General features: G+C 72.8%; 20 protein-coding genes. 10 read left to right on the plus strand and 10 right to left on the minus strand.

The genetic code is table 11. The features are described 5' to 3' along the window. Nucleotides 1–404: 404 nt before the first annotated feature. A complete protein-coding gene (locus ACWEN6_RS27675) occupies nucleotides 405–866 on the plus strand; it encodes a PPOX class F420-dependent oxidoreductase (RefSeq protein ID WP_354838452.1) in 462 nt (153 codons plus the stop codon). 25 nt (nucleotides 867–891) lie between these two features. On the opposite strand, the gene ACWEN6_RS27680 is transcribed toward ACWEN6_RS27675, so the two are convergent. Further along, nucleotides 892–1,545, minus strand: a complete 654-nt coding sequence (locus tag ACWEN6_RS27680; RefSeq protein ID WP_452574175.1) for a TetR/AcrR family transcriptional regulator C-terminal domain-containing protein — start codon at nucleotides 1,543–1,545, stop codon at nucleotides 892–894. Nucleotides 1,546–1,629: 84 nt separating this feature from the next. Here ACWEN6_RS27680 and ACWEN6_RS27685 point away from each other — a divergent pair, with 84 nt between their 5' ends. The 6 genes from ACWEN6_RS27685 to ACWEN6_RS27710 all read left to right on the plus strand — a co-directional run bounded on the left by ACWEN6_RS27685 (nucleotide 1,630) and on the right by ACWEN6_RS27710 (nucleotide 12,672). Further along, the gene (locus ACWEN6_RS27685) at nucleotides 1,630–3,393 is read left to right on the plus strand and encodes an FAD-dependent oxidoreductase (RefSeq protein WP_452574177.1); all 1,764 of its coding nucleotides are present in this window, start codon (nucleotides 1,630–1,632) and stop codon (nucleotides 3,391–3,393) included. 443 nt (nucleotides 3,394–3,836) lie between these two features. Next, a complete protein-coding gene (locus ACWEN6_RS27690) occupies nucleotides 3,837–8,756 on the plus strand; it encodes a hypothetical protein (protein ID WP_452574179.1) in 4,920 nt (1,639 codons plus the stop codon). A 126-nt stretch (nucleotides 8,757–8,882) separates the two neighbouring features. Continuing rightward, on the plus strand, nucleotides 8,883–9,857 hold the full coding sequence (locus ACWEN6_RS27695) for a glycosyltransferase family 2 protein (RefSeq protein ID WP_452574180.1): 975 nt from the start codon (nucleotides 8,883–8,885) through the stop codon (nucleotides 9,855–9,857). Beyond that, complete coding sequence (locus ACWEN6_RS27700; protein ID WP_452574182.1) at nucleotides 9,854–10,756, plus strand: glycosyltransferase family 2 protein; 903 nt, start codon at nucleotides 9,854–9,856, stop codon at nucleotides 10,754–10,756. The genes ACWEN6_RS27695 and ACWEN6_RS27700 overlap by 4 nt, the downstream gene beginning before the upstream one ends. Before the next feature lie 134 nt (nucleotides 10,757–10,890). Continuing rightward, the gene (locus ACWEN6_RS27705) at nucleotides 10,891–11,373 is read left to right on the plus strand and encodes an HIT family protein (RefSeq protein WP_354838471.1); all 483 of its coding nucleotides are present in this window, start codon (nucleotides 10,891–10,893) and stop codon (nucleotides 11,371–11,373) included. A gap of 180 nt (nucleotides 11,374–11,553) precedes the next feature. Then, entirely contained in the window at nucleotides 11,554–12,672 is a 1,119-nt protein-coding gene (locus tag ACWEN6_RS27710) for an NAD(P)-dependent oxidoreductase (protein WP_452574184.1), read from the plus strand. A gap of 128 nt (nucleotides 12,673–12,800) precedes the next feature. Here ACWEN6_RS27710 and ACWEN6_RS27715 read toward each other — a convergent pair whose 3' ends face one another. Continuing rightward, nucleotides 12,801–13,817 carry a zinc-dependent alcohol dehydrogenase family protein gene (locus ACWEN6_RS27715; protein WP_452574186.1) on the minus strand — a complete coding sequence of 339 codons (1,017 nt, stop codon included), beginning with the start codon at nucleotides 13,815–13,817 and terminating at the stop codon, nucleotides 12,801–12,803. A gap of 158 nt (nucleotides 13,818–13,975) precedes the next feature. On the opposite strand from ACWEN6_RS27715, the gene ACWEN6_RS27720 reads away from it, so the two are divergent. Further along, nucleotides 13,976–14,449 (plus strand): hemerythrin domain-containing protein, encoded by a 474-nt coding sequence (locus ACWEN6_RS27720; protein WP_354838480.1) that lies wholly within the window; start codon nucleotides 13,976–13,978, stop codon nucleotides 14,447–14,449. Between the two features lie 54 nt (nucleotides 14,450–14,503). On the opposite strand, the gene ACWEN6_RS27725 is transcribed toward ACWEN6_RS27720, so the two are convergent. Both ACWEN6_RS27725 and ACWEN6_RS27730 read right to left on the minus strand, forming a co-directional pair. Continuing rightward, nucleotides 14,504–15,133 carry a hypothetical protein gene (locus ACWEN6_RS27725; RefSeq protein ID WP_452574187.1) on the minus strand — a complete coding sequence of 210 codons (630 nt, stop codon included), beginning with the start codon at nucleotides 15,131–15,133 and terminating at the stop codon, nucleotides 14,504–14,506. Nucleotides 15,134–15,186: 53 nt separating this feature from the next. After that, nucleotides 15,187–16,107, minus strand: a complete 921-nt coding sequence (locus tag ACWEN6_RS27730; RefSeq protein WP_452574189.1) for an aldose 1-epimerase family protein — start codon at nucleotides 16,105–16,107, stop codon at nucleotides 15,187–15,189. A gap of 280 nt (nucleotides 16,108–16,387) precedes the next feature. On the opposite strand from ACWEN6_RS27730, the gene ACWEN6_RS27735 reads away from it, so the two are divergent. Then, nucleotides 16,388–16,687 (plus strand): hypothetical protein, encoded by a 300-nt coding sequence (locus ACWEN6_RS27735; protein WP_380824818.1) that lies wholly within the window; start codon nucleotides 16,388–16,390, stop codon nucleotides 16,685–16,687. A gap of 71 nt (nucleotides 16,688–16,758) precedes the next feature. On the opposite strand, the gene ACWEN6_RS27740 is transcribed toward ACWEN6_RS27735, so the two are convergent. Beyond that, nucleotides 16,759–18,735, minus strand: a complete 1,977-nt coding sequence (locus ACWEN6_RS27740) for a Xaa-Pro dipeptidyl-peptidase (RefSeq protein ID WP_452574191.1) — start codon at nucleotides 18,733–18,735, stop codon at nucleotides 16,759–16,761. Nucleotides 18,736–19,051: 316 nt separating this feature from the next. Here ACWEN6_RS27740 and recQ point away from each other — a divergent pair, with 316 nt between their 5' ends. Further along, a complete protein-coding gene (recQ, locus tag ACWEN6_RS27745) occupies nucleotides 19,052–20,890 on the plus strand; it encodes a DNA helicase RecQ (protein WP_452574193.1) in 1,839 nt (612 codons plus the stop codon). 112 nt (nucleotides 20,891–21,002) lie between these two features. On the opposite strand, the gene ACWEN6_RS27750 is transcribed toward recQ, so the two are convergent. From ACWEN6_RS27750 to ACWEN6_RS27770, 5 genes are all read right to left on the minus strand, one after another. Continuing rightward, nucleotides 21,003–21,542 (minus strand): hypothetical protein, encoded by a 540-nt coding sequence (locus tag ACWEN6_RS27750; protein WP_354838495.1) that lies wholly within the window; start codon nucleotides 21,540–21,542, stop codon nucleotides 21,003–21,005. A gap of 165 nt (nucleotides 21,543–21,707) precedes the next feature. Further along, complete coding sequence (locus ACWEN6_RS27755; protein WP_354838498.1) at nucleotides 21,708–22,700, minus strand: sulfite exporter TauE/SafE family protein; 993 nt, start codon at nucleotides 22,698–22,700, stop codon at nucleotides 21,708–21,710. An 83-nt stretch (nucleotides 22,701–22,783) separates the two neighbouring features. Beyond that, nucleotides 22,784–23,821 (minus strand): alpha/beta fold hydrolase, encoded by a 1,038-nt coding sequence (locus ACWEN6_RS27760; protein WP_452574195.1) that lies wholly within the window; start codon nucleotides 23,819–23,821, stop codon nucleotides 22,784–22,786. Between the two features lie 351 nt (nucleotides 23,822–24,172). Next, entirely contained in the window at nucleotides 24,173–24,679 is a 507-nt protein-coding gene (locus ACWEN6_RS27765; RefSeq protein ID WP_452574197.1) for a DinB family protein, read from the minus strand. 91 nt (nucleotides 24,680–24,770) lie between these two features. After that, a complete protein-coding gene (locus tag ACWEN6_RS27770; RefSeq protein WP_452574199.1) occupies nucleotides 24,771–25,715 on the minus strand; it encodes a DNA polymerase domain-containing protein in 945 nt (314 codons plus the stop codon). Nucleotides 25,716–25,738: the final 23 nt, after the last annotated feature.

Genomic DNA, 25,738 nt, shown 5'->3' on the forward strand with positions numbered 1-25,738 from the left:
ACCGGCCCGCGCACCCCGGCTGGGCACCCGTACGCCCCGGCTCCGCACCCGAGCGGCCCGGCCATCCCGGCCCGGTACCCGGGCGGCCCCGCGATCTCGGCTCCGTACCAGGGTTGCCCCGCGATCACAACCGAGCGCGACGGCACCGTCGCGACCGGTCACCCCCACCGTCTCAACCACGCGACCAGCATGTCACCTCCCACCGACATTCCCCCACCGCATTTCCCCGCCCCCACCGGCCCCGTCCCGGCCACCGCTCTGACCCCGAACGTGCACACGTTGCCCGCCGCGCAACAGCGCCAGACGTACGTGGCCGGCGCACGCGGAGCCGGGGGGCGGCCGGTCGGGGGTGGTCACAGTGGTGGGAGCCTGGACTGTCGCGGTGATGGTCGTAGAGTGAGCCCATGAGCCCGAAGATCGCGACCGCGGACACCGTCACCCGTGAACAGCTCCTCGACTTCGTCCGCGACCGCCACCGCGGGCTGATCATCACGACGCGGCGCGACGGCGGTCCTCAGGCGTCCCCGGTCAGCTGTGGCGTGGACGAGCTGGGCCGCATCGTGGTCTCCACCTACCCCGAGCGCGCCAAGACCAAGAACGCCCGGCGCGACCCCCGGGTCAGCATCGTGATCCTTTCCGACGACTTCGACGGGCCGTGGGTGCAGATCGACGGGGCCTGCGAGGTGCTGGACATGCCGGACGCGCTGGAGCCGCTGGTCGAGTACTACCGGTCCATCGCCGGCGAGCACCCCGACTGGGACGACTACCGCGCCGCGATGGAGCGCCAGGGCAAGTCGCTGCTGCGCATCACCCCCTCCAAGTGGGGCCCGGTGGCCACCGGAGGCTTCCCCGCCCGCCTCGCCTGAACATCCCCGGTCGAGTGCTGGGCGATCAGGATCGGCTGTCGGAGTGCTGGGCGCGGATGCCGGCCAGGATGGTGGCGATGCCGTGCTCGAACTGGGCGTCGGTGTCGGGCGCGAGGAGGCCGCCGAGCATCTTGGCGGCCAGCGGGTACCGCTCGGCGTCCGCGAGTCGGGCGATCGTCTCAGCCTGGTAGGGATTGCCTCCCTCGCCGTACGCCTGGCCGAGCCTGGCCTGCTCTTCGATGGTGAACCCGATCGTGTAATGGAAGATCGTGGGCACGGCGCGCGCGGCCTCCTCCAAGGTGAACCCGGCGTCCTGCAGCGTGCGCAGAATCAACTCGATCGTCCTGATGACCACCGGATGGCCGACGTGGGTGCCGGCGACGACCCGCGCCCCGTCCCGGTGCCGCAGCATCGTGCGGCGCAGCCGCATGGCCCGCTCGCCCAGCCACTGATCCCAGGTGACGCCGCGGCGAGGTGACTCCAGGCCCTCGTCCGCCTCGACCATCACCAGGGTGGCCATGGCGTCGAGCAGTTCCTGTTTGTTCTTGACGTGCCAGTAGAGGGCGGGGGCCTTGACGTCCAGCTCTTTGGCGACCAGGCGCATGGTGAGCCCGTCCAGGCCCACCTCGTCGAGCAGGCGCAGGGCGGTCCGCGCGATGAGCTCGGCGGTTATCTTCATCGGTCCTCCCGGTCGGGCACGCGCTTGACAGCTTAACAGCGTTCGAGCGATCCTTAACAGCGTTAAGGGACGAAGGGAGACCCGATGGGTGGCATGACGGCGCAGGTGGTCATCGCAGGAGCCGGTCCGACCGGCCTGATGCTGGCCTGCGAGCTGAGGCTCGCGGGCGTGGACGTGCTGGTCCTCGAGCGGGACGCCGAACGCGCGGACGCCGAGTCCAGAGCCGGAGGGATGCACGCCCGCACCTTGGAGGTGCTCGACCAACGCGGCATGGTGGAGCCCTTCCTGAGGGCCGGCCGCCCGCTGACCGGCGGGCACTTCTCGGCGCTGCCGCTGGACTTCCGGAACCTTCCCACCCGCCACCCGTACCTGCTCGTGCTGTTGCAGCGCCGCATTGAGCGGCTCCTCGAAGAGCACGCGACACGCCTCGGCGTCCGGCTGTGGCGCGGAGCGGAGGTGGCGGGCCTGCGCCAGAGCGAGTCCGGTGTCGAGGTCGAGGTGCTTGGCGGTCCGCAGGGGGACGGGCGTCACGGCGAGGCCGGGCGGCGGTGGATCGGCGCCGAGTACCTGGTGGGATGCGACGGCGGGCGCAGCGCCGTGCGGCGGCTCGCGGGCATCGGCTTCGCCGGCACCTCCGCGACGCTCACCGCCATGCTCGGCGACGTTGAGCTGGACGCCCCGCCGGAGCACCCGCTGTTCCAGGAGCGGCGCGAACACGGGACGATCAGCGTGCTCAGCTTCGAGCCCGGCTGGCACCGGGTCATGACCACCGAGTTCGACCAGGTGGCGGGCAGGGACGAGCCGGTCACCCTCGAGGGGCTGCGCCGGACGTGCCTCAAGATCGCGGGCACCGACTACGGCATGCGGAGCCCTCGCTGGCTCTCCCGGTTCGGCGACGCGGCCCGGCAGGCCGTCGAGTACAGGTCGGGCCGGGTGCTGCTGGCCGGAGACGCCGCCCACGTCCACTTCCCGGCGGGCGGACAGGGGCTCAACCTCGGCGTGCAGGACGCGGTCAACCTGGGCTGGAAGCTCGCTTTGGTGGTGCACGGGCACGCTCCCGAGTCGCTGCTGGACAGTTACCATGCCGAGCGGCACCCGGTCGGGGCGCGGGTGCTCGAGAACACGCGTGCGCAGACCGCCCTGTCGCGCGTCGACGGGCACACGACCGCGCTGCGCGCGACGCTCGCGGATCTGCTCCCTCTGGACGACGTCAATGCCCGCCTGTCCAGCATGATCACGGCGCTGGACGTGCACTACCCGATGAACGGCGCGCTCCCAGGTGACGGCGCGCACCCGGGGGATGGCGCCCGACCGCGGGGCGGCACGCTCCTCGGGCAGGGCGGGCAGCCGATGGACGGCGCGCACCTGGTGGAGGGTGCGCTCCCGGATGCGGACGCGCTCTCTGAGGCGGACACGCTCTCGGGCCAGGAGGCGGACTCTGAGGACGGCGGGCGCTCGGTGGACGGCAGGCGCTCGGCGGACGATGGGCATCCACTCGTCGGATATCGGGTTCCGGACGTCGAGCTCAAGATCGGCACCGGCGAGGTCCGCGTCTTCGAGCTGCTGCACCAGGCGCGGGGCGTCCTGCTGTGCCTGGACGGCGGCGCGCAGGAGGGGCCGGCGGCGCACCTGGCGGGAATCGCCTCGGAGTGGGCCGACCGGGTCGACCTCGTACGGGCACGGCCCTCGGCCGATGTGTGGCAGGCGCCGGTGGTGGGCGCCGTGCGGCCCCCCATGGCCCTTCTCGTCCGGCCGGACGGTCACATCGCCTGGGCGACGGGCGCGCGACCTGACCTCGACGGCGCGCGTGCCGCCCTGACCACCTGGTTCGGACCGGCACGCCGATGAAGCCCAGAGCCGCACATCAGAGAGGGGCAGCTCCGAGGAGCCAAGGAAGTAGTGGATCCGACATAGGGGACCAGTGGGAACGTGCCACCTTTCTGGGGATATTGAGAAATTTGACGACTGATGTCACCTTGTGATCGGCTCTTGCCTTCCGTCTTACTTGCTGGCCGGTGTCCGGACAACGGGAGCCATCCATGCCGCGTCTCCAACGGCACGCGCTCGCGCGGATCGTGCTGTCCGCGTCCGTCGCCGGATCCCTGGTGATCACCACCGCTCCGGCCGCGCACGCCGTCCGCCCGGCGTCCTCGGCGTCTCCAAGGTCCTCGGCGTCCCCCACGTTTTCCACGTCCGCCAGGCATTCCGCGTCCGCCAGGCATTCCGCGTCCGCCAGGATCTCGGCGTCCCCCGCCACGACGCGCCCCAGGGGGACGGGCGGCGGGGCCGGCATGCGCAAGATCGTTCCGGTGCCGCCGATCGCCGTTCCTCCGGCCGCGAAGGCCGAGGTCCCTATGGGACCGTCGCTCGCGGACCGTCCCGTGCCGGTCCGGGCGGTCGGCCCGGCCGCGCCGGAGGTCACCATCCCCGCCGGCCCGGCGCTGGCCCGCAGGCTGGCCGACGACGCGGCTTCCCACCTGCGCGCCGAGGGCGTGTTGGGCGGTGACGGCGGCCCGTCCCCCGATCCGGACCGGTTGCTTCCCACGGCCGGCGACGCCGAGCCGCTGAGCGTGTCCAAGGCCCCGGCCGGCGCCGTCAAGGCCATGGCGGCCAAGGTCCGGCGGTTGTCGGGCTTCGACCTGCCCGGGCTCCACCGGGCGCTTCCGGAGGGCGTCCCGCTCGTGACCTACCGGCTGTGCGCGCAGGCCGCGTCCCTGGCGGCTTCCTGCTCGGCGCCCCAGCCGCTGGCCAAGCCGGTCGCGGCGGACGTGACCGGCGACGGCGCCCCGGATATCGTCGCGAGCCTGGTCCCCACGCTGGACCGCGCGGACCTGGTCGGCAGGGCGAACGCGCTGGCGAGCGCTCAGCGCAGGCTCAGGGAGCCGGTCGGCGGCACGGCCGGCTCCCTCCTCGGCGGCACGGGCAAGAGCGGCTCAGGTAAGAGCGGCTCGCCGGGCGACGAGGCCGAGCGCGATCGGCGGCGGGACGACCTGGCGGTGCGCGTGGCCGACGGGCTGGGCCTGGCGACGGCGCGACTGGGCACCGGTGCGGATCGTGACAAGGCGTTGAAGGCCCAGGTGTGGGCGCGGTTCGACATCCCCGCGGCGGCGTCGGGGGCCGGCGCCACGAGGCTCTCGGTCGGCTTCGACGGATTCCGGCGCGGCACGTCGCTGTCCGCCCTTGACTGGGCGGTCTACCGGTTCAGGACGGGCGGCCAGGGCGGCGAGAGTGGTCAGAGCAGCCGGGGCGGCGGGGGCGGTCAGGGCGGTAGGGGAAACCGGGGCGGCCAAGGTGTGGAGGAGGTCCAGGTGGACGTGCGGAGGTCCAGGCCGGGCGCCTCGATCGCGACCGTGGCCGGCGTCGCGACCCTCTCCCCAGGCGGACGGCCGTCCGAGCCCGTGCTGATGAGCCTCAGGCAGTCGCCGGTCCCCGAGAAACTGACCATCAGCGCGCGGTTCGACGCCGGCGAGGGCGAGGGCACGCTGAAAGCCGCCGTGTCCCGGCCCTCCACGCTGGACGCGCTGGTGCTGGACGCCAGAGACGCGGGAAGGACGGGCGGCCGGTGCACGCAGGTGGTGCTGGACAAGGTCGCGTCGCAGGTCACCGCCGATCTGACCCATAGGGCGGCGGGCGGCGCCACCGAGATCCACTTCACCGGGCCCTCGCCGATGAACAGGGCGGAACTGCGCGACTACACCTACCGGGACGGCCGGCTGGACAAAGTGATCTCGGGGACGATGACCGGCGTGCCGGCCGACTTCCGCGCCCGCTATGAGGCCGTGGACGGCAGATCCCAGGCGCTGACCATCGGAACGCCGCGACCCGGGTCGGCGCCGGGAGGCCCGGCGGGACGGACGCCGTCCCCGACCCGGGCCGCCGGGGCCGGCTCGCCTCACTTGGTGGCCGCAGGGCCTGAGTCCCGAATGTCCAAGGCCGGGGTCGCTGCGGGGGCGCGGGCTGCGGAGGTGGTGGTGTACGACCGGAAGGCGGCCGGAACGGTCTTCCGGGCGTCGCTGACCGGCCTCCCCGCCCTGATGCGGATTTTTTACGACATAGCGGGAAACCGCATAACGCACACCTCCAGCTCGCCGATCGGTGGCGTCGAGGTCCTCCTGCAACGCGACGGAGGCGCCGTCTCGGCCCCCGCGGGCGGCCACGTCACGGTCATCAAGGACGGCGGGCGGCTCGGCGTCTCGGCCAGGCTCACGGCGCTGGCCGGGTTCGAGCTGACCTACGGTGACCGGCCGCACGCCATGCTGGAACTCGCCTCCGCCGGACGGCCGTTCCTCGCCGCGGCGAACATCGACGGCGCGCATCTGCTGCGGATGGAGATGTCCAACACCCCGCGCCGGGTCGAGGTGGACCTGGACCCGGCCGCCAGGAAGGCGCGGTACCAGGCGAGCGGCGCGATCGCCAGGCTGCGCGCGGCTTACGCGGCCCCGCGACAGGGGCCCACCATCGACAGCAGCCTGTACGGCCTGCGGTCCACCGTCGAGGGCTCGTGGCGGCTCGGCGAGCGGCCCACGGTGGAGGTCACGACGACCTCGGGCCTGAAGAAGGCCGAGGTCTATTACAACCGCACCTACGTCACCCAGGCCGGCGGCCCGGCACAGGCCTCCGGCGGCCCCGCGGGCGCCGGGCGGGCCGGCAAGAGTCAAGGCGAGGGCGCCGGGAGGACCGGTACGGACCCGAGCGTGGGAGCCGGGAGGACCGGCTCGGGTCAGAGCGAAGGTGCCGGGCGGAGTGGTGGTGCTGGGCGGGGCGGCGAGGGCGGAGGGGACGACGTCTGGGTCACCGTGGCCGGGGTGCATCGGCGCGTCGCCATGCTGGCCGATCTGGCCGGCGGACGCCTGAGCTGGACGGCCGACCGGCCCACCGCCTCCGTGTCGGCCTTCGCTCGCACCCGGTTCCAGGGACGCGACTTCCGCGTCGCGGCCGAGGTGCGGGACGTTCCTGCCCGCTTCGAAGCCGGCTGGGGCGGCGGAACCTACTACTTCCAGGGCCTGTCCGGGCCGGTCGGATCGGCGACGGTCGCGGTGGCCGACCACGACGGCGCGCGGGCGCCCCGGGGCCCGCATCTGGCCGTGCACTACGACCGCTCCACCGGTGACCTGGACGGCAGCGTCCGCGTGGACGGTCTGACCGGCGCCCGGTTCGGTGGCGGCGGTGGCGGCTTCAAGGCGTCCTTTCAGAGCGGTTCCCCGGCAGTTCGAAACGGTTCCCCGGCGGCTCGGAGTGGTTCCCCGGCGGTTCGGAGCGGTTCTCCGGCGACTTCGAGTGGTTCACCGGCTGCTGGGAGTGGCTCCCCGGCGGCGGGTGGGGACGCGGGGCAGGGGGTGGCGTTGGATGCGGACGTGCGGTTGGAGGGTGATCTGCGCTTCGGGGTGCTCGGGACGCTGGGGCCGGTCCCGGGCGACGTCGAGGTCTCGGCCGTCCCGGGAGGGCCGGTCACCTACAGCGCCGCCGGGCGCCGGATGGACCTGGAAGCGCAGGTGTGGCTCGGCAAGGCGGCGGCGATCGGCGCGATCCCCGGGGTGCCGGAGGTGGCGAGCGGCCTGTCCCTGGTCGACGGCGGCTGCGCTCCCGGCGCCGCGGGCTGCGCCGCCGACCAGGGCGCCTTCTGCCTGGGCGGACCGCCGGCCCCCGGTGGCACCGTCCAGAGTCCGGCGGCGGGGCCCGCGGGCAGGCGCTGTTTCGGCGTCCGCGGGTTCGTGCGGCTCAGGGGCCTGCCCGCGAAGGCGACCGTGGACCTGGCCCGGAAGACCTTCTCCTTCTCCGGGTACCGGCCTTCGGACCGGCGGCTCGCGGTCTACCTGGCGAGCAAGGTGGTCGCCCCCGTGCCGATCAGGGCTTACGCGACGCTGGACGGGCTGCCGCGGGAGATCACCGGCATGTCGGTCGGCCCGTTCGAGGCCGGGCTCGGCAAGGACGCGGACGGCCGGAACGCGAACGTGATCAGGGTGACCTACCGGGTGGAACCGGCCGCGACGCTCACCTCGTTGCGCGCGGCGGTGGAGGCCGATACCGGAACCTCGTACGGCGTCGTGCGGGCGATGGCCGTGGTCGATCCGGTCCCGGCGGCGGTCGCGATCGACGGCGCGTACGGGCGGAAGACCCATCTCCGGGTCCAGAACTCCGCCCCCGTGAAGCGACTGGAGGCCAAGGTCACCGTCGTCCCGCCCGGGTCGCAGGCCGGAGGCGCGGTCGTCCCGACAGGGGTGGGGGCGCGGCCGGCGTCGGGGGTGGTGCGGTTCACGGATGTGCCGGCCGCGTTCACCGTCGACGGCGGGGATGCGGGGGACGGCGGGTTGCGCGTGCCGGGCTTGTCCTACCGGGCGGACGGCGGGGCCAACACGCTGGACGGGCTGTTCGCCGTCGAGGGCGGGCTGGTCGGGAGGGTGTACCGGCCGGCGCAGGGGGAGGTGCTGGGCGCCTCGTTCGCGGTGCGCGATCTGGCCTCCGAGGCAACTATCCGAATAAATACTGATCTGTCGGTCGAGCTGACGTCCAAGCCGGTGCCCACCCGGCTGCTGGAGGTCCACGCGGGCCTGTCGGTGAGCCCGGTCGCGCGGCAGCGGATCAGCGTGCGCAAGGACATCCCCTACACCAGCGGCTTCCTCGCCTTCCAGATGCGGGGCGGGTTCGGGCTGGGCCGCAGCGTGATCCGCGACGTCTCGCTGGGCGTCCACGGCGTGTCGTGGCTGAGGATCCGGCCCGGCAGGGTCCCCTTCGGGATCGAGGCGCCCGCCGAGCTGGGGTACGTGTCGCCCGGCTTCGAGGGGAACTATGACCACCTGGACCTGCGGGCGGACGGGGTGGACCTGCGTCCCGACGTGCGGCTGAAAATCCGCGTCGCCCGCGGGATCGGCAGGGACGCCTTCTCCGACACCGTGAGGCTGGGCCGGGCGACCTCGCTCTCGTTCCGCCGCTACGACCAGCGGACCCGGCCGATCAGCGCCGAACAGGCGCTCAAGGTGGGGTCGACGCCGATCGCCTGCCTGTCGATCGGCACCAGGCCCGGCCTGGCCGCCGCCCGCCGGGCGAACGCGATCACGCTGCGCGGCGCGGACGGGCCGCAGGTGGTCAGCCTGCTCGACGCGGGCGGCCAGGCGCAGGGGTACGTCCTTGACCTGCTGTCGCAGTTCATGTCCCCCTTCGACGGCGCGGGCTGGGAGGTCTCGCGCCTGACCCCCGGCCGTTGCCACCGCTGACGTCCCAAGCGCCCAGGCCGGTGGGGCGGGGGATGGCGCGGTCGTGGGGAGGCTGTGGGGTTTGTGGGCCTTGCGGCCGGTTATGGGTCGCGACGAGAGGTTTCCACGCATCAGGGGGTGAGGGCCGTGACGACGACGTCCGAGGAGGACCTCGGCGCCGGCTCTGTGCCGGTGACCGTGGTGATCGCTACCAGGAACCGCCGGGAGGAGCTCCTGCGCACGCTGGAGCGCCTGCGCGCCCTGCCGGAACGTCCCCCGGTGATCGTGGTGGACAACGGCTCCTCCGACGGCGCCGCCGAGCGGGTCCGCGCGGCCTTCCCCGAGGCCGAGGTGATCCGGCTGCACCACAACCTCGGCGCGCCCGCCAGGAACATCGGCGTGCTGGCCGCCCGCACGCCCTACGTCGCCTTCAGTGACGACGACTCCTGGTGGGAGCCCGGCGCGCTGCGGCTGGCCGCCGAGACCTTCGACGCCCACCCCCGCCTCGGCCTGATCGCGGCGAGCATGCTGGTGGGTCCGGAACGCGCGCCCGACCCGATCAACGCCATGCTGGCGGGCACGCCGTTGCGCGGCGGCCCGGACCAGCCGGGGCCGCCGGTGCTGGGGTTCCTCGCCTGCGGGTCGGTCGTGCGCCGCCAGGCGTTCCTGCAGGCCGGGGGGTTCAGCCCCGTGCTGTTCTTCCCCGGTGAGGAGCAACTGCTCGCCTACGACCTGGCGGCGCTCGGCTGGGACCGGTGCCACGTGCCGGACGTCGTCGCCGTCCACGAGCCGTCGCCTCTGCGCGAGCCGGCGGCGGGCCGGCGCCGGGTGCAGGCGCGCAACGCCCTGCTGACCGTCTGGCTGCGCCGTCCGGCCGGAGTCGTGCTGCGGGAGACCGCGCGCCTGGCCGCCCGTGCGCCGCGCGACCCCGCCTGCGGGCGGGCCCTGCTGTCCGCTCTGCTCCGGTTGCCCCTCGTGATCGCCGGGCGGCGGCGCCTGCCCGCCCACGTCGAGGCCGCCGCTCGGCTGCTGGAGTCCGGCGCCCGCCCCGCCGAGCGGGAGGCCGGGCACACCGCCGCGCCCGGAGGGAGGGACGTCCCGGGCGTCGGGGTCCCTTCATGACCTCCGGGGACGGGCGGGTCACGGTCGTGGTGATCACCATGGACCGGCGGGAGGAGTTGCTGCGCACGCTGGGGCACATGACGGCGCTGCCCGAGCGTCCTGGCGTGATCGTCGTGGACAACGGCTCGCGTGACGGGAGCGCGGACGCGGTCGCGCGGGACTTCCCGGGGGTGCGGCTGATCCGCAGCCCGCACAACCTCGGGGCCGTCGCCCGTAACGTGGCGGTGCAGGAGGTCATGACGCCATACGTGGCCTTCTGCGACGACGACACCTGGTGGGAGCCGGGCGCACTGTCCAGAGCCGCCGACCTGCTGGACGCGCATCCTCGGCTGGCGTCGGTCACCGGCCGCATCCTGGTGGAGCCGTCGCTGCGCGAAGACCCGATCACGCCAGAATTGCGCTACTCGCCGGTCCCCGGTCCGCCGTGGCTGCCCGGCCCGGCGCTGCTGAGCATCCTCGCCGGGGCGTCCATGCTGCGGGTGACCGCGTTCCGCGAGGCCGGCGGGTTCTCGCCGAGGCTGTGGCTGGGCGGGGAGGAGGAACTGCTCAGCCTCGACCTGGCGGCCCGCGGATGGTGGCTGTGCTGGGCGGAGGACGTCGTCGTGCATCACGCCGCCTCAACCGTCCGCGACCGCAGGCAGCGGCGCAGGCTCGGCATCCGCAACACCCTGTGGACCGCCTGGCTGCGGCGTCCCGCGTTCGACGCGCTGCGCCGCACGGTGGCCGTCCTGCGGTCGATCCCCAAGGACCGGGCGAGCGTCTCGGCCGTGGGCGCGGCGCTGGCCGGGCTGCCGTGGGTGCTGCGGGAACGGCGGGTCGTGCCGATGGACGTGGAGCGGGGGCTGCGCCTGCTGGAGGAGCCGCAGCGCACCTCGGTCGCCCGCCGCTACGTCGACTGACGGAGATCATCGGGGTGCCCGACGTCGCGTCCACTGACAGAGATCATCGGGATGCCCGCGGGCCGGGCCGGGGAGGTCGGATGCTCATGGCACCCCGGTGGAGGGCTCGTTCGGGCGCGGAGGAACATACAGATATGGACGTATCACTCGATCCGTGTGCTTACTGCGACATTCTCGCGGGACGGGCCGAGGCGAGCCTGGTCTTCCAGGACGAGACCGCGATCGTCGTCATGGACGGCAACCCGGTGAACCCGGGACATGCCCTGGTGGTGTCGCGCGTCCACGCCGGCGGGCTGGAGGACCTCGACGAGGAGATCGGCGCGCACATGTGGCGCCTGGCCCAGCGGGTGGCGCGCGGTCTGCGCCGCTCCGGGCTGCGGTGCGAGGGCGTCAACATCTTCGTGGCCGACGGCGAGGTCGCGCTGCAAGATGTGTTCCACGCCCACATCCACGTGTTCCCGCGCTTCGAGGGCGACAACGTCGTGGTGGACGCCGACTGCGAGCCGCGAGACCGCCGGCTGCTGCTCAAGGAGGCATGGGCGCTCCAGGAGGCGATGAAGCCCCTCGTCGCGGCGCCCTCGGCGGAGATGTTCCCGCACCACGCGCCGACGCTGTGAGACGGCGGAACCTCGGATCGTTGACGATGGATCTTCCGACTGGGCCGATGACCGTGGAACTCATCGGGGATTCCGCATGAACGCCGGTGCCGTGACCCACGCCCGCGAGCCGTGAGCCACCCCCTCCCGCCGGGGCCGCCTGGAGGCGCCCGCGACAATGGAGGCGAGGGGGGATCGCGCATGCGGGTGGCCGTGCTGGGGATGGGCAACATGGGCAGGGCCGTGGCCGCGAGGCTACTGGCCCAGGGCTACCACGTCACCGTCTGGAACCGGACGCCGGGGCGCGCGGCCGAGGTGGTCGAGTCCGGAGCGGTCGAGGCGTCCTCGCCCCGGCAGGCCGCGAGGGACGCCGAGGCCGTGCTGATGTCGCTCACCGACGAGCGGGCCGCCCTGGAGGTGATGTCCGCCCTGACCGGCCCCGGTGACAGGCCCCCGGCGCAGGACACCCACGACCCCGACGACACCGGCCATACAGGTGGTCCCGGCGGTCCCGACCGTCCAGGTGGTTCGCCTGGTTCCGGAGGTTCCGGAGGTTCCGGCGATCCAAGTGGCTCCTATGGTTCTGGCAGCTCCGGCGGTCCAGGCGGTCCTACTGGTTCAGGGGCCGTTGGTTCCTCTCGTTTCAGCGGTTCAGACGGTTCCGCTGAGTCCAGCGGTGCCAGCGGTTCCGACGGTTCGGAAGGCTCCAGGGTCGTGGTCGACATGAGCACCGTCTCGCCGGAGGCGTCCCGCCGCCTGCGCGAGATGGCGCCCGGGCGGCGCTTCCTCGCCGCGCCGATCCTCGGGGCGCCGCAGGCGGTGCTGGGCGGGTCGGCCGCCGGGCTGGTCGGCGGCGACCGCGCGCTCGCCGAGCGCCTGGAGCCCATATGGTCACGGCTGTTCTCCGCGCATTGGTACTGCGGCGCCGACCCTGGGGAGGCCTCGGCGTTCAAGCTGCTCAACAACTACCTGCTGATGGCCGGGATCGCGGTGCTCGGCGAGGTGGTCGCGACGGCCGAGGCCGCCGGTCTGGACAGGACGCTGCTGCGCGAGGTGCTGCGCAGCTGGCCCACCGTGGCGCCGGGGCTGCACAACCGGCTCGACGATCTCATCGCCGGGCGCCACGAGGGATGGTTCGCCACCTCGCTCGGTGCCAAGGACGTGCGGCTGCTCACCGAGGTCGCCGAGTCCAACGGCGTCTCGCCGCCGATCGCCCGGCTGGTGCAACGGCGGTACGAGGAGGCGGCGGCCAAGGGATGGCAGGACGCCGACATCACCGCCGTCGTCGAACTGCTCCGCCGCCGCCCCTCACCCCCCTGACGCCAGGAACCTCCGCCCGCCGCCCCGCACCCCGCCAGGAACGTGCGCCCGCCGCATCTCCGGCGCTGACCCCCGGGAACGACCGCCCCGAGGACCACGGGGCCGCCCGGCCTGCGGCGGCGTGGGTTTCAGCCGGGCAGGCGCAGGACGGCGGCGCCGGTGACGCGGTCGGCGGCGAGGTCGGCGAGGGCCTGGTCGGCGCGGTCGAAGTCGTAGGGGACCGTGGTGACGCGCAGCGGATGGCGGGTGGCCAGATCGAGGAGCGCGCGGCCGTCCTCGCGGGTGTTGGCGGTCACGCTGCGCAGCGTCCGCTCGTAGAACAGGTGCTCCTCGTAGGTGAGCGAGGGGATGTCGGTGAGGTGGATGCCGGCCACGGCGAGCGTGCCCCCCATGTCGAGCGCCTTCAGGGCCACCGGGACCAGGTCTCCGACCGGCGCGAACAGGATCGCGGCGTCCAGCGGCTCGGGCGGGGCGTCGTACGCCCCGCCCGCCGAGGCCGCGCCGAGCTCCAGCGCCAGCTCCTGGGCGCGCAGCGAGCGGGTCAGCACGTGCACCGCCGCGCCCTGCGCGATCGCCACCTGCGCGACCAGGTGCGCCGAGGCGCCGAAGCCGTAGACGCCGAGACGCCCGCCCGGCGGGAGATCGGCGCGGGCCAGGGCGCGGTAACCGATGATGCCGGCGCACAGCAGCGGGGCGAGCCGCTCGGCGGGCAGGTCCTCGGGCAGCTCGTAGACGTAGTCCTCCAGCGCGGTGACGTACTGGGCGTACCCGCCGTTGACGTCCCAGCCGGTGTGGCTCGCGTTCGGGCACAGGTTCTCCGAGCCGCGCAGGCAGTAGCGGCACTCTCCGCAGGTGGAGTGCAGCCAGGCGACTCCGACCCGGGTGCCGGTCGCCGGCCGCCGCACGCCGGCGCCCTGGGCGACGACCCGGCCCACGACCTCGTGCCCGGGCACGGTGTCCGGCCGTTTGGGCGGCAGGTCGCCCTCGGCGAGGTGCAGGTCGGTACGGCAGACGGCGCAGACCTCGACCTCCACCAGCACCTCGCCCGGGGCCGGGGCGGGGATGGGCAGCCGCACGCGCTCCAGCGGCCCGCTGGACATGGGCCCGGGTCGGCGCACCACCCAGGCGGTCATCGTCTCGGCCATGCCTCCATGGTCACACGCCGGAGGCGGGAAGGACCGCCACGGCAGGTGAAGGCGCGATGACGCTTGGTGTTGGCGCGATCTCCTGCCTGCGGGTTTAAATCTCTGTCAGGAGGAAGCGAGGTAACCAGGACCACACGAGTCAGAGGGGAAGACCGTCGATGGACGCCATCGTGTTGTTGAAGGACGACCACAAGACCGTCGAGAAGCTGTTCAAGGAGTTCGAGAAGGCGGGCGAGAAGGCCTACAAGGAGAAGCAGCGGATCGTCGAGCAGGTGATCCGCGAGCTCACGACGCACGCCTACATCGAGGAGGAGATCTTCTACCCGACGGCCCGTCAGGACGTCCCCGACACCGCCGAGCACGTGCTGGAGAGCGTCGAGGAGCACCACGTCGTGGTCTGGATGCTGTCGGAGCTGCGCGACCTCGACCCGCAGGACGAGCGGTACGACGCCAAGATGACGGTCCTGATGGAGAACGTCCGCCACCACGTGGAGGAAGAGGAGCAGGAGTGGTTCCCGCAGGTGCGGGAGGCCATGGGCCGCAACAAGCTCCAGGAACTCGGCGAGCGGATGGAGAAGGCCAAGGCCGACGCCCCGGACAACCCCCTCGCGCTGATCAGCGCCCGCAAGTAGGCGGATCGCCGGCCGCCGGACGGGGGGTCCGGCGGCCGGCGGGGAGCCCGCGGGTCAGTTGGGGTTGCCGGCGTGGGTGAGGGTCTCCCAGGCGACGAAAAGGGCGTTGGTTCCGGCGGGGCGCTGCTGCTCGGTGTAGGTCTGGGTGTTGGTCATGGCGATGCCCATCCGGTTGTGCAGAGCGTTGAAGCCCACCTCCGTCACCGGCCCGAGGCCGAGGGTGAGGCCGCCGCCGCACAGCCAGGACGGCACTGTGGCGCCGAGCTGGTACTTGGTGTGGAACCCGAGCGCGTGCCGGAGCCGGTCGGCGATCTCCGGGTACAGGTCCTGGCCCTGGATGCGGGTGGTCTCGGCGACGTGCGAGATCGCCGAGATGCCGTAGCCGGTGTGGGTGAAGTCGCGGCAGGTCTCCTGGGAGAGACCGTCGGCGAAGGTGGACTGCCCCTGCCAGTACTTGACGATCTCGGCCTGGGTGTCGATGCCGCTGTTCGGCGGGCCGGCGGGGAGGGCGCCGTCGGTGGCCAGGTAGACGTATGCGGGTACGCGGCCGCGGAACCTCGCGATCGCCTTGTCGTAGTCGGTGCGGTCCTCAAGGAAGACCGATATGCCCACGGCGGCCTCCATCATGCTCAGTTCCCAGTTGCCGTTGCTGTTGGAGCCGTTGATGACCTTGGGGAGGTCCACGTTGCGGAGCTCTGTGCGAGGTGCTCGCGACGTGCGCCGGGCCGGAGGCGGCCTCAGCGGTGGAACGGGGTGATGCCCCAGTGGTGGGCGACGCTCTCGCCGGGGGCGAGGCGGATGAGGTCCTCGCCGGTGCGGAAGGCGTTGGGCGGGCAGCTCATCGGCTCCACGGCCAGGCCGCCGCGCCGGTGCTCCCCGGACAGGGAGTCGCCGGTGAAGAGCTGGAGCCATTCGACCCCCTCGCCGCCCCACAGCTCCACGCCGCGCGTGCCGTCGGCGGTGGCGAGCCGCACCCGCACGCGCCCGCCGGCGTCGCGGGTCAGCCCGGTGAACGGGGTGTCCAGGGACAGCTCGCCGATCGGGCGGGCGGCGCGGAAGTCGTACGGGGTGCCCTCGACCGGGCGCCTGCCGACCGGGATCTTGCGTTCGTCCACGGCGACCCACTCGGCGGCGGGGAGCGTGAGCACGGCCTCGTCGAGCGGCTCGCCGACCGTCAGGTAGGGGTGGGCGCCGAAGCCGTACGGCGCGGGGGTGTCCCCGAGGTTGACCGCCCCGATCTCGACCGCCAGCCCCGAGCCGTCCAGGGTGTAGGCGACCGAAAGGTCGAGGATGTGCGGGTAGCCGGTCTGCGGGAACAGCCGCAGGCCCAGAGTGATGGACGCCTCGTCGTGCGTGAGCACCCGCCAGGGCAGCGTGCGGGTGAAGCCGTGCGCCGCGTTGCCGGACTTGGGCTCGGTCAACGCGAGCTGCCGCTCTTGGCCGTCGAAGGTGTAGCGCCCGTCCTCGACGCGGTTCGGCCAGGGGAGCAGGGGCACCCCCGCCGACCCGGGCGGGGTCTGGTGCTCGGAGTAGCCCATGACGAGCGGCCGGCCGTCGTGCGTGAGGGAGCGCAGACCCGCTCCGACCTCGGTGACAACGGCGCGCAGGCCGCCGGCCTCGATGGTGTGCTGCTCTCCGGTGGGCGCGATCGTCGTCACCCGCCAATTCAACACCATGGTGCTCAGGGGTGACGGGCGGACCCGCGGCCGATAGGCGCCACCTGGACTTCTATCGGGGCCGGCCATGGTGCTATCTCGGCGGGTCCCGGCCGTAGGGGGACGCGGCGGCGACAGTGTGGGGCGCCGGTGGGGTCTCCGGGCGCGGGGGGCGGTGTTTGTCTTAAATAAGGCATTTCGGTGGGGCGAAGGACTTCCAGCGCAGTACGGAGCCGACGCCCACCGGCCGTCCCGGCACTGCGGGGTGTGTGGAAGGACGTACATGGACGCGATCACCATTCGGGAGGCGACCGGCGGCACGACCTCCGAGGTCCGCGACGAGCGGGCCAAGCTGCTGCGGTTGCACGAGTCACTGACCGCCCTCGGCGTGGACGCCGAACTGCGCGAGCAGATGCCCGCGCTGCTGGTCCACCGCCCCGACGTGGGGCTGCCCCTGTGGGTCTTCGTCGGGTACGGGGGCGCGTACTACTCCTGGCAGTCGGCCGAGAAGCGCCACCCCGTCCGCGACGTCGCCGGCGCCGCGCTCGCCTTGACCGACTACATCACCGGCAGGACCTTCTGACCCCGCTCCCGCGCCGCCGGGCGCGGGAGCGGAGCCCCCGGCGAGGGCGGGAGCCCTTGCCGGGGTGGAGATCAGAACAGGTCGCGCGAGGGCCGGGGCAGCACGACGTCCTTGGGCCCGCGCCACTGTCCCTCGGCAGGAGCCGGGGCGAAGTCCATGGTCGTCGCCGGGGCGGAGTCCTGGCCCGCCGGGGGCGCGGCCAGCGGCAGCCGGATCCGGCTGCCGGACAGGTCGACGGTCACCGTCGCCGGGGCCGGGTCCGCCGAGTCCGTCATGGTCTCGCTCGCGTCGCTCCCGGCCAGGACGACCGCGAGGCGGTGGCCCGCCTTGACGACGGAGTCGGCCGGCAGCGTGTCCCAGGTCAGCCGGTACTCCTTGCCGGGCGTCAGATCCTGCGAGGTCGTGAGGGAGCGGCGGTTGCGGGCGTCGAGCCAGCCGCGGGCCACGATCTCCAGCGGCAGGCGCGTGGTGACGGTCTCGGTCCGCCGGTAGCAGGCGTCGTCGTCGGCCGTGCTCTCGCCGTGACAGCTCTCGTCGGCCAGCGTCCTGACGCCGCCGCCGGAGTTGTAGAAGTCCAGCCGCTCGTCCTCGCCGTAGTCGACCACCAGGGCGGTCAGGTTCACCCCCGGGCGGTTCACCTTGGCGCGGATGTCCACCTCCGGGGTGCCGGAGATCCGTACGGCCCGCTTCAGCGGCGGAGTGAGGAACACCAGCCGGTTCGGAGAGGCGGCCGTCGGGTCGGAGACCATCTGGTCCTCGGTCTGCCACGGGTCGTCGGTGAAGCTCGCGGTCGTGCCCCCGCGCGCGGGCAGCAGCCCGAGGCTTCCCTGCGCGTCCTGGCCGGGGCGCAGCCACAGCGGCAGGTCCAGCGAGCGGGCCGGCCAGTCGGACTGCCTCACCCACTGCGCGGGCGCCACCTGCACGTCCACCTTGGGCCGTCGCAGGACGCCGGTGTCGATGCCGTGGAGCCACTGGTCGAACCAGGCGTGCAGCGTGTCGACCCATTCTTCGCGCCGGTAGTCGAACGGGTCGACGTGCCCGTACTGCGACAGCCACAGCTTGCGCGGCACGCCGCGCCGGGCGAGGGCCTCCCAGTAGGTGCTGAAGTTGTCGGTCTTGACGTTGGTGTCGCCGAGCCCGTGCACGGCGAACACGCTGGCCCGCACCTTGCTCACGTCGGCCAGGCTGCCCTTGAGGTAGTCGCGCTCGGCCCAGAAGGCGTTGTAGTTCCCCGTCGCGTCCTCCTGGCCCTCGTGCAGGCGTTGCCGCATGGCGGCGCACTTGGCCGGCGGGTCGGAGTCGATGGTCTCCGCGAGCCACGGCATGTAGTCCTCGGTGTAGAGCACTCCGTTCATGCGGGTGTAGCGGTACCAGCTGCTGATCGCCGAGATGGGGACGATGGTCGAGAGCCCCTGGACGCCGGTGCCCGCCACCGCGATGGGCAGCGTCCCGTCGTAGGACTTGCCGACCATGCCCACCTTGCCGGTGGCCCAGCTCGCCGTGGCCGGGCTGCCGTCGGGGTTGTAGCCCCTGGCCCGGCCGTTCAGCCAGTCGATCACGGCCTTGCCCGCCGCGATGTCGGCGGCGGCGCCCACGTCCGGGCAGCCGTCGGACCTGGTGGTGCCGAGCATGTCCACCAGCAGGACGGCGTACCCGCGCGGCACGAAGTAGTTGTCGTAGAACAGCGGGAACTTGACCGGCAGGCCGGAGGCGTCGTACCGCTTGTGCTCGGCCTCGTTGCCGCGTCCCACGGTGTCGTAGTACGGGCTCTCGTCCATGATGACCGGGACCTTCAGTCCCTGCTCGGTCTCCCCGGGCCGGACGAGGTCCACGGCGGCCAGGTCGTTCCTGCCGTCCCCGTCGCTGTCGACCGGGGTCTCCACCCTGATGTGCTCGCGGACGGCGCCGGCGTAGGAGAAGACGGGCTGGGTGCGGCCGTCGACGACGCTGATGCGGGGCAGGACGCGGGCGGCGGCGACGCCGCCGGTCGTGGCGGTCAGCGCCAGGGAGATGCCGATGGCGCCGAGCAATCTGGACGATCGCCGCAAGGTGTACCTCCGGGGGGATGCGCGCCGATCATGCGCAGATCACTGTTATCTCAGTTGACAAAGGATGTAAATACCGTCCTATGTCTGGATCAACTGTCTGGATCAACGGCCGTTATAGGGAAACCGGCCCCCACCGGCCGGGCGCTCCTCCGAAGAAAAAGGCCGGGGTCGGGGCGTCCACGCACGGTGAACTCGGCGGTCGCCCAAGGAGCTCGGGCGCGAGCGGTCGTCCACAGGCAGAGCATGGTCCTGGATGGTCGTCCACAGGGAGGGCCGTTCGCCTTCCGGGGGTGCGGGCGGCTCATAGAATGACGCGATGACCTCCCTCGACGATGGCCTCCAGGCGTCGGACGCCTTGCGGGTGCTCGGCCGCGTGTTCGGCTACGCGTCGTTCCGCGAGGGCCAGCAAGAGATCATCGACCACGTCGTCGCCGGTCACGACGCGCTGGTGCTCATGCCCACCGGCGGCGGCAAGTCGCTGTGCTACCAGATCCCCGCGCTGGTGCGCGAGGGCACGGGCATCGTCGTCTCGCCGCTGATCGCCCTCATGCAAGATCAGGTCCACGCCCTGACGGCGCTCGGCGTGCGGGCGGGCTTCCTCAACTCCACGCAGGACATCGACGAGCGCCGCCAGGTCGAGACCGCCTTCCTCGCCGGCGAGCTCGACCTGCTCTACCTCGCCCCCGAGCGGCTGCGGGTGGACGCCACGCTGCGGCTGCTCGACCGCGGCGCCATCTCCCTGTTCGCCATCGACGAGGCCCACTGCGTCGCCCAGTGGGGGCACGACTTCCGGCCCGACTACCTCGCGCTGTCCATGCTGCACGAACGCTGGCCCGACGTGCCGCGCATCGCCCTCACCGCGACCGCCACCCCGGCCACCCACGCCGAGATCGCGACGCGGCTCAACCTGCGCGACGCCCGCCACTTCGTCGCGAGCTTCGACCGGCCGAACATCCAGTACCGCATCGTCCCCAAGAGCGACCCCAAGCGGCAGCTCCTCGCGTTCCTGCGCACCGAGCACGCCGGCGACGCCGGCATCGTCTACTGCCTGTCGCGGGCCTCGGTCGACAAGACCGCCGAGTTCCTGGTCGCCAACGGCATCGCCGCCCTGCCCTACCACGCGGGCCTCGACGCGCGCACCCGCGCCGGCAACCAGTCGCGGTTCCTGCGCGAGGACGGCCTGGTCATGGTGGCCACCATCGCCTTCGGCATGGGCATCGACAAGCCGGACGTCCGCTTCGTCGCCCACCTCGACCTGCCCAAGTCCGTCGAGGGCTACTACCAGGAGACCGGCCGCGCCGGGCGCGACGGCCTGCCCTCCACCGCCTGGCTCGCCTACGGGCTCCAGGACGTCGTCCAGCAGCGCAAGATGATCGACACCTCGGAGGGGGACGACGCCCACCGCCGCCGCCTCGCCGCCCACCTCGACGCCATGCTCGCCCTGTGCGAGACGGTCGAGTGCCGCCGCGCCCGCCTGCTCGAGTACTTCGGCCAGCAGGGCGTCCCCTGCGGCAACTGCGACACCTGCCTGACCCCGCCGCAGTCCTGGGACGGCACCATCGCCGCCCAGAAGCTCCTGTCCACCGTCGTGCGCCTGGCGAACGAGCGGCGGCAGAAGTTCGGCGCCGGCCAGATCATCGACATCCTCCTCGGGCGGACGACCCCCAAGGTCGTCCAGCACGGGCACGACTCGCTGAGCGTGTTCGGCGTCGGCACCGAGCTCGGCGAGTCCGAGTGGCGGGCCGTGGTGCGTCAACTGCTGGCCCAGGGGCTCCTCGCGGTCGAGGGCGACTACGGCACCCTGGTGCTGACCGAGGCCAGCCGCGAGGTGCTGGGCCGCCGCCGCGAGGTGCCGATGCGCCGCGACCCCGAGCGCCCCGCGCGCGCCGCGGCGAAGGCCGCCAAGACCGCCAAGGGCGCCCCCACCGACCTCCCCGAGGAGGCCGTGCCGGTCTTCGAGCGGCTGCGCGCCTGGCGCGCGGCCACCGCCAAGGAACAGGGCGTGCCCGCCTACGTCATCTTCCACGACGCCACCCTGCGCGAGATCGCCACCATGATGCCCACCTCGCTGGACGAGCTGGGCAAGGTGAGCGGCGTCGGCGAGAACAAACTCGCCAAGTACGGCCAAGGCGTCCTGGACACCCTCGCCGCCTAGCGTCATCCGCCGGTGACTCATCCGATGCCGTATACCGCCGCACGGGTCCACCCGGGCAGCCGAAGCCCCCGCCGCGTCGCGCGGCGGGGGCTTGGCGGGTGGGCCGGGGCGGTCAGACGATCTTCGTCCAGCTGCGGCCGATGAGGTCGTCTCTGGTCAGCTCTTCGACGTGGTCGCGGACGCTGCCGCCGCCGAGGCTCACCGGGGCCCAGTAGTGGTTGGCCCTGAACTTGCCGCCGTACCTGGTGGAGATCCAGACGTTGAACGACATGGTGATCCTGCTGTGGTTGAGCGAGCGCACCAGGCAGTAGATCTCGTAGTTCCCGGCCGAATTCCGTTTGCGGGTTCCGCAGGAGGCGCCGCCCGGTTTTGTTACAAAACGCACCTTTGACACGACGCCGTGCGGCAGGTCGGTGCGCAGGACGAGCGCGTCGTTGTTTATTTGATTCGGATTGGTGACTTTGAAGGTATAGCGAGCGGGCCAGCCCCGCCGTATCGCCTTGGGGTAGGAGACGGTGACCCGGGACCTGAGCTGCGAGACCGTCTCCGTGGCCGACGACGCGGAGGTGGCGCTGGTGGCGGCCTGGGCGCTTTGCGGCGCCAGCAGGAATACACCGGCGGCGAACGCGACGGGCAGGAGAAGTTTGCGCATGAATGCTACTCCAAGGGGGACGTCGAAACGCTGTGCACCGTGTACAACGAGCATGTGTTGCCGAGGTTCCCCGGGCGCGGCACTTTTTTCCGGTGATTTCGCCGGGCCTGGTCGCACGGCCGCGAGGCCGCCCGCGGGGCCCGTTACGACCGCCCGCGAGGCCCGTTACAGGTCGGCCGGCGGCCGGCCGGTCTCGGCCGGCGTGGCGGCGCCACGCGCCCAGGGCAGCGCGGGCAGCCCGTGCCGGGTGCGCAGGAACATCCAGAACACCGGCGCGGCGACCAGCACGCCGACGAGCACCCAGACGGTCGCCGTGGTGGAGACGTCGAACATCTTCAGCGCCGAGGCGAGCAGCACGAACGCCAGGGCGCGGCGGATCAGCCCGCCCGGCGCCCGCGAGGAGATGCGGGAGCCGATGTACACGCCCGGGATCGAGCCGGCCAGCAGCGCGACGGTGACCGAGAGCTGGAAGTCGCCGAAGATCAGGTGCCCGATCGCCGCCGACATGACCAGGGGGACGGCCTGCACCAGATCGGTGCCGACGAGCTGGTTCGCCTTGAGCGCCGGGTAGACGGCGAGCAGTGCCACGATGATCAGCGAGCCGGAGCCGACCGAGGTCATGCCGACCACGAGCCCGCCGATGACGCCGATCACGACGGTCGGCAGGGGACGCACCGGGACGGCGGCGGGCGGGGCGGTGGCGGCCGGCTCGCCCGGCTCGGCGGTGCGCCGTCCGGTGGCCGCGGTCCTGCGCTCGGCGTTGTCGCGCATGGCCAGGTAGCCCCGCACGGCCAGGCCGGTGGCGGCGATCAGCAGCGCGACGCCCAGCGCCTTCTGGATGACCTTCTGCACGTCCTCGCCGTCGCCGAGCGCCCGGGCGATCAGCACGCCGCAGAACGCGGCCGGGACCGAGCCCGCGCACAGCCAGCCCACCATCCTGAGATGGACGGTGCCCCTGCGGAGGTGGACCAGGCTGCCGACCGGCTTCATCACCGCCGCGGCGACCAGGTCGCTGGAGACGGCGGCCAGCGGGGGGACGCCGAAGAAGGTGACGAGCATGGGCGTCATGAGTGCGCCGCCGCCCATGCCGGTCAGGCCGACGACGATGGCGACCAGGAACGAGCCGATCGCCATGGTGAAGTCGAAATCCACCCGCATACCCTACCAAAACCATCGGAATATGGCCTTATGTAAAACGGCGATGTGCCCGGCGCCGTAAGGGGCCGGGCACATCCAGGGGATCAGCGGACGCAGCCGGCCAGTTCCGCCCGGTCCGGCGTGGTGGCGGTGGCGCCGAAGAACAGCTTGGCGCAGTCGGTCAGGAAGGGCGCGTTCTCCTCGGGGATGTAGTGCCCGGCGTCGGGGACCACCACCGGCCGCACGTCGTCGGCGACCTGGGAGAAGGAGGCGCCGACACCGGGGCCGAAGGAGAACTCCCCGCCCATCGCCAGCACCGGCATGGGCAGCCGCGTGCCCGCGTTGGCCTTGTTGTTCTCGGCGTCCGCCGGGAACGCCCGGTAGTACTCGTACCCCGCGCTGCGCCGCGCCGGGTCGGCGTAGGCGGCGTAGTAGGTCTCGCGGTCGATCAGCTCAGGGTGCTTGCTGAACTGGAACATCATGCCGAGGTAGGTCGGGACGTCGTCGTTGTCCATGATCGTCTCGGGAATGGGCTTCGGCGACATGTTGAAGCGGAAGTGCCAGCTGATCCCGTAGAGGTCCTCCAGGCCGAAGCCCGCCAGGGGCGTCTCCAGCACGGCCAGGCGGGTCACCTCGCCGGGGAAGTCGCGGGCGTACGGGTAGGCGATCAGCGCGCCGAAGTCGTGCCCGACGAGCTGCACCTGGGTGAAGCCGAGCCGGTTGACGGCCTGCCGCACCCGCCGCGCGGCGGCGGCCTTGTCGAAGCCGCCGGTGGGGATGGAGGAGGCCCCGAGGCCCGGCAGGTCGATGGCGATCACCGTGTGGTCGCGCGCGAGCTCGGGCATGACCTTGCGCCACATCCACCAGGTCTCCGGCCAGCCGTGGATGAACACCAGGGCCGGGCCGGACCCGCCCCGCACGTAGTGGACGAAGCCTCCGTCGACGGCCACCCGGCCGTGGACGAAGCCGGGGGCGAAGCGGGCCGGCCCCTCGGTCGGCTCGGTCGCGGCGCGGTCGGCGCCGGCGGCCGTGGTGAACAGCCCCATGACCAGGACGAGGAGCGCGCCGACCGCGCCCGCCCGTAACCTTCCGCGGCCCCGGCGCCGTGCCGGCGTATGCGCGGTGTTCTCCTGCGACGACATGTGTTGCCCTTCTATCGGGGAGCCGCGGACCGTTCCAGAGCCCGAGAAGGCGGCACGGTCGCGGCGGTCGGATCATCGATCAGCGTATGGCGGCCCACGTCTCGGTGTCGGTGGCCGCGCGGCGCCGGATGAAGCTTTCACGATCCCGGGCCCCGCCGTCTTCTTCCAACGTGCTCAACCCGCTGGTGGCCGCGCCGGAAAGCCCCCCTGTGAAGCCTGCCGACGGCCCGCGGCCCCGCGCCCGCCCGGCACCGCCCGCTCCTGGCGCCTCGGTGTCCGGGCGTCGCCGCCCGTTCGCGGGGCCTCGGTGTCCGGGCGTCGCCGCCCGCTCATCGGCCCCCGCGGGCGGGCTCAGGCGCCGACGGTGCCGTCGACGCCCTCGCGGATGAGGTCGGCGTGCCCGTTGTGCCGGGCGTACTCCAGCAGCACGTGCAGCATGACCAGGCGCAGCGACACGTCCTGCTCCCACCGGGCGGCGTGGGCGGTGACCTCCAGGGACGGAGCCCTCAGCTCGACGCGGCGCGCGTGCTCGACCTCCGCCTGCCAGGCCGCGAACGCCTGCGACCGGGTGGCCCCGCTCGCGTCGTAGGCGACCTGGTAGTCGCCCTCGTCGGACCAGACCAGCGGGACGTCCTCGCCGCCCACCACCCGGCGGAACCACGCGCGCTCGACCTCGGCCATGTGCCGCACCAGCCCGAGCAGCGACAGCGTGGACGGCGGCATGGAGCGACGGCGCAGCTCCTCGTCGGACAGGCCGTCGCACTTCATGGCGAGCGTCGCGCGCTGGTAGTCGAGGAAGCCACGCAACATCGCGCGCTCGTCCCCGATCACGGGCGGGGGGATCCGTTCGGTGGTCATTGGCGCCTTGTCCCTTCTGTGCCAGATCGCGAGGATCGCGAGGATACTGCGCGACACGAAGGATCCGGCGGGGGCGAGCGGACGTCGCGCGTCACTCGCCGCGGCGGGCGCGGGCGCGGCGCTTGCCCTCGTGCATGGCCTGGACCCGGGCCACCGGGATGGTGTGCCCCTGCTCGACCAGGTCGTCCGGCAGCCGCTGGGGCGGCGGCATCAGCTCGGCCCAGGGGTCGCCGTCGCCGAGCAGCCGCGCCGCGGTGTGGACGGTGAAGTCGGCCGGCGACACGCGGGGCAGGTCCTCCCACGCCACGGGGAAGGAGACCGGCGCGCCCGGCCGCACGCGCGGGCTGTAGGCGGCCACCACCGTCGCCCCGCCGGCCCGCGTGGAGTCGAGGAACACCTTGCCCTCGCGGTCCTCGCGGATGAACGCCGTCGTGGCGAGCGAGGGGTCGACGCGCTCGGCCCGCGCGGCCAGCGCCCGGGTCGCGGCGGCGAGGTCCTCCATCGCGACGCCCTCGGCCACCGGGACGAAGATGTGCAGCCCCTTGGCCCCGCTGGTCTTGACCGCGCCTGCCAGCCCGGCCTCGTCCAGTGCCTGCCGGACGAGCCGGGCGGCCCGCACGGCGAGCGGGAAGGCGTTGTCCTCCGGAGGGTCCAGGTCGATCACCAGGTGGGTGGCGTGGTCGCCGCGCACCAGCGCCGGGTGGTACTCCACCGCCCGCTGGTTGGCGAACCACAGCAGCGTCCGCCGGTCGTCGCACAGCGCGTAGGACACCTGCCGGTGGGAGGTCTCCGCCCACACCGACACCGTGCGCACCCAGGACGGGGTGTACTTCGGGACGTTCTTCTGCATGAACGGCGCCTGCCCCGGCCGCACGCGGAGCACCGACAGCGGGCGGTCGCGCAGCACGGGCAGGATGCGGTCGCGGACCGCGTCGAGATAGTCGACCAGATCGCGCTTGGTCGCGTTCGCCCCGTCGAACAGCGGCCCGCCGAGATTGGTCAGCGGCACCCCGTCCCGCGTCTCATCGCTGGTCATCAGCCCTACGATGCCCCGCCCCC

This window comes from Sphaerisporangium sp. NPDC004334, from assembly GCF_053602655.1.

What these genes read in the sequence shown, in the direction of transcription:
- ACWEN6_RS27675 (WP_354838452.1), top strand. Translation starts at nt 405, where the DNA reads ATGAGCCCGAAGATCGCGACCGCGGACACCGTCACCCGTGAACAGCTC.
- ACWEN6_RS27685 (WP_452574177.1), top strand. Translation starts at nt 1,630, where the DNA reads ATGGGTGGCATGACGGCGCAGGTGGTCATCGCAGGAGCCGGTCCGACC.
- ACWEN6_RS27680 (WP_452574175.1), bottom strand. Translation starts at nt 1,545, where the DNA reads ATGAAGATAACCGCCGAGCTCATCGCGCGGACCGCCCTGCGCCTGCTC.
- ACWEN6_RS27750 (WP_354838495.1), bottom strand. Translation starts at nt 21,542, where the DNA reads ATGCGCAAACTTCTCCTGCCCGTCGCGTTCGCCGCCGGTGTATTCCTG.
- ACWEN6_RS27755 (WP_354838498.1), bottom strand. Translation starts at nt 22,700, where the DNA reads ATGCGGGTGGATTTCGACTTCACCATGGCGATCGGCTCGTTCCTGGTC.
- ACWEN6_RS27700 (WP_452574182.1), top strand. Translation starts at nt 9,854, where the DNA reads ATGACCTCCGGGGACGGGCGGGTCACGGTCGTGGTGATCACCATGGAC.
- ACWEN6_RS27760 (WP_452574195.1), bottom strand. Translation starts at nt 23,821, where the DNA reads ATGTCGTCGCAGGAGAACACCGCGCATACGCCGGCACGGCGCCGGGGC.
- ACWEN6_RS27710 (WP_452574184.1), top strand. Translation starts at nt 11,554, where the DNA reads ATGCGGGTGGCCGTGCTGGGGATGGGCAACATGGGCAGGGCCGTGGCC.
- ACWEN6_RS27735 (WP_380824818.1), top strand. Translation starts at nt 16,388, where the DNA reads ATGGACGCGATCACCATTCGGGAGGCGACCGGCGGCACGACCTCCGAG.
- ACWEN6_RS27705 (WP_354838471.1), top strand. Translation starts at nt 10,891, where the DNA reads ATGGACGTATCACTCGATCCGTGTGCTTACTGCGACATTCTCGCGGGA.
- ACWEN6_RS27720 (WP_354838480.1), top strand. Translation starts at nt 13,976, where the DNA reads ATGGACGCCATCGTGTTGTTGAAGGACGACCACAAGACCGTCGAGAAG.
- ACWEN6_RS27765 (WP_452574197.1), bottom strand. Translation starts at nt 24,679, where the DNA reads ATGACCACCGAACGGATCCCCCCGCCCGTGATCGGGGACGAGCGCGCG.
- ACWEN6_RS27770 (WP_452574199.1), bottom strand. Translation starts at nt 25,715, where the DNA reads ATGACCAGCGATGAGACGCGGGACGGGGTGCCGCTGACCAATCTCGGC.
- recQ (WP_452574193.1), top strand. Translation starts at nt 19,052, where the DNA reads ATGACCTCCCTCGACGATGGCCTCCAGGCGTCGGACGCCTTGCGGGTG.
- ACWEN6_RS27715 (WP_452574186.1), bottom strand. Translation starts at nt 13,817, where the DNA reads ATGGCCGAGACGATGACCGCCTGGGTGGTGCGCCGACCCGGGCCCATG.
- ACWEN6_RS27690 (WP_452574179.1), top strand. Translation starts at nt 3,837, where the DNA reads ATGCGCAAGATCGTTCCGGTGCCGCCGATCGCCGTTCCTCCGGCCGCG.